The organism is Arthrobacter sp. 05L45_2, assembly GCF_056397525.1.
The window spans coordinates 1-2,356 of the sequence record NZ_JBFTNO010000298.1; the positions used below are offsets into that span (position 1 = coordinate 1).

Sequence of the window (2,356 nt, forward strand, 5' to 3'; positions counted from 1 at the left end):
GGCACATACGGCTCAAGCCCCGGCACCTGGCCGGGCCGGTATTCGTGCGACGCCCGGTCCGTGATCAGGGCCCGGCGCCCGGCGCAGTATTCCTCGGAGAGGAGGTAGTCCAGCGGCACGTCCGTGTCCCCGTAGTACGCCTCGCGGTCGGCCAGCGCCAGCTTTTGGGCCTCCAGGATGGTGTGCGCCCCGAGCTCGGTGGACGGGTCGAGGAAGCGGTCCTCGAAGCCCGAGAGGATGGCCAGGGTCTGCAGCAACGCCGGGCCCTGGCCCCAGGGACCGGTCTTGGCGATGGTGTGCCCGCGGAACTCGACGGTGGCAGCCGCCTCGTACCCCGCCTCGAACCCGGCCAGATCCTCCAGCGCCAGGACCCCGGCGTGATCGGTGCCGGACGAGTGCCGGTGCGGGGTCTGCACCGACTCCGCCATGGCGCGGGCCACGAAGCCCTCGCGCCATTCCCGCCGGGCCGCATCGATCCGGGCCTCGCGCGACCCAGCCGTCCCTGCCGCCTGGCCGGCGTCGATCAGCCGTTCCAGCGTCCGGGCGTAGGCGGGGTTCCGGAACAGTTCGCCGCCGGCGGGGATCCTGCCTTCGGGCATCCACAGTTCAGCGGAGGCGGGCCAGTGCTCCTGGAACAGCTCCGACACGGCGGCGATGGTGGTTACGACCCGGCCCAGCAGCGGGTGGCCGTCCCGGGCGTAGCCAATCGCGAATTCCAGAACGTCCGCCAGCTCCCAGGTCCCGTGGTCGCGCAACAGGAGGAGCCAGGCGTCGACGGCGGCTGGCACCGCCGCGGCGAGGGCCCCCGAACCGGGCACCAGGTCCAGTCCTTCGGCCCGGTAGTGGTCCACCGTGGCGGCGGCGGGCGCAGGTCCCTGGCCCATGAGCACCACGGGCGTGCTTGGGTCAGAGGCCGCCGCGAAGACGCCGGTCATGTCCCCGCCGGGGCCATTCAGGTGGGGCTCCACGACGTGCAGCACGAAGGCGCCGGCCGTGGCGGCGTCGAACGCGTTGCCGCCGCGTTCCAGCACGGCCTGGGCCGCCGCCGTCGCGAGCCAGTGCGTGGAGGCACTCATCCCGAAGGTGCCCTGCAGGGTGGGGCGGGTGGTGAACTGTTCAGCCGGGGTGAAGGTCATGAATCAGCCGAAGAGCGCCGCCACGCGGGTCAGGGTCTCGTAGACCCCGTAGGCCAGGGGCACCCCGACCAGGGCCCAGGCCACGGCGACCTTTCCGGTGGATGCGTTGACGGCCGTTCCCCGGGCGCCGGTGTTGGGTGCTGTGCTCATCTCAGGCCTCCATGGCGGGTTGGTGCGACTCTTTGTGGTCCGGGCGCGGCTCGTGGAACCGTGCGTCGACCGGCTTGACCAGCAGGTTGGCGACGAAGCCGATGACCAGCAGCGCCACCATGGTCAGCAGGGCCGGCTGGTAGGACGCGGCGTTCAGCTGCCCGGGCTTGCCCTGGGCATCGAGGAACGCGTTCACGATCAGCGGCCCGGCGACGCCGGCGGCGGACCAGGCGGTCAGCAGCCGGCCGTGGATGGCCCCCACCTGGAAGGTGCCGAAGAGGTCGCGCAGGTAGGCCGGGGCGGTAGCAAAGCCGCCGCCGTAGAAGGAAATGATGAAGAACGCGAGCACCACGTAGAGGAGGGTGGTGGAGGAGCCGGCCAGGGCCAGGACCGTGTAGAGCACCGCGCCGACGCCCAGGTACACCATGTAGATCCGTTTGCGGCCGGTCACGTCGGAGGTAGCGGACCACGCGAAGCGGCCGGCCATGTTGCCGATGGAGAGCAGCCCCACGAACCCGGCGGCGACGCCGGCACTGACCAGGGACGCGCCGTCGGACTTCCGGAAGAAGTCCTGGATCATCGGGGCGGCCTGTTCCAGGATGCCGATGCCGGCGGTGACGTTGCAGAACAGGGCGATCCAGACCAGCCAGAACTGTTTGGTCTTGATGGCGTTCCGGGCCGAGACGTTATCCGTGGTGACCAGTTTGGAGGCCTTGACCTTGGCGGGATCGAAGCCCGCGGGCCTCCAGCCCTCTGCCGGCACCTTGATGGTGAAGGCGCCGAAGAGCATGTAGGCGAGGTACACGGCGGCGAGGGTCAGGAAGAGCTTCCCGACCGAATCGCCGCTGGCCACCCAGCCCTTGGCCCCGGAGTTGGGGTCGTACAGCTTCAGCAGGGCGGTGGACACCGGGCTCGCGATCAGCGCGCCGCCACCGAAGCCCATGATGGCCATGCCCGTGGCGAGGCCGGGGCGGTCCGGGAACCACTTGATCAGGGTCGATACCGGCGAGATGTAGCCGATGCCCAGGCCGATGCCGCCGACCACGCCGTAGCCGAGGTAGACCAGCCAC

At 70.6% G+C, this 2,356-nt stretch carries 3 protein-coding genes; all 3 read right to left on the bottom strand.

Features of this window, described 5'->3' with window-relative positions; translation table 11 throughout:
• The coding region (locus AC1DHD_RS15670; protein ID WP_476880596.1) for a gamma-glutamyltransferase at window positions 1-1,136 on the bottom strand (1,136 nt) is incomplete at its 3' end.
• A gap of 3 nt (window positions 1,137-1,139) precedes the next feature.
• Window positions 1,140-1,286, bottom strand: coding sequence for an MFS transporter small subunit (locus AC1DHD_RS15675; RefSeq protein ID WP_476880597.1), 147 nt, complete (start codon window positions 1,284-1,286; stop codon window positions 1,140-1,142).
• 1 nt (window position 1,287) lies between these two features.
• Window positions 1,288-2,356, bottom strand: a 1,069-nt coding sequence (locus AC1DHD_RS15680) for an OFA family MFS transporter (protein WP_476880598.1), incomplete at its 5' end; no start/stop codon positions are given.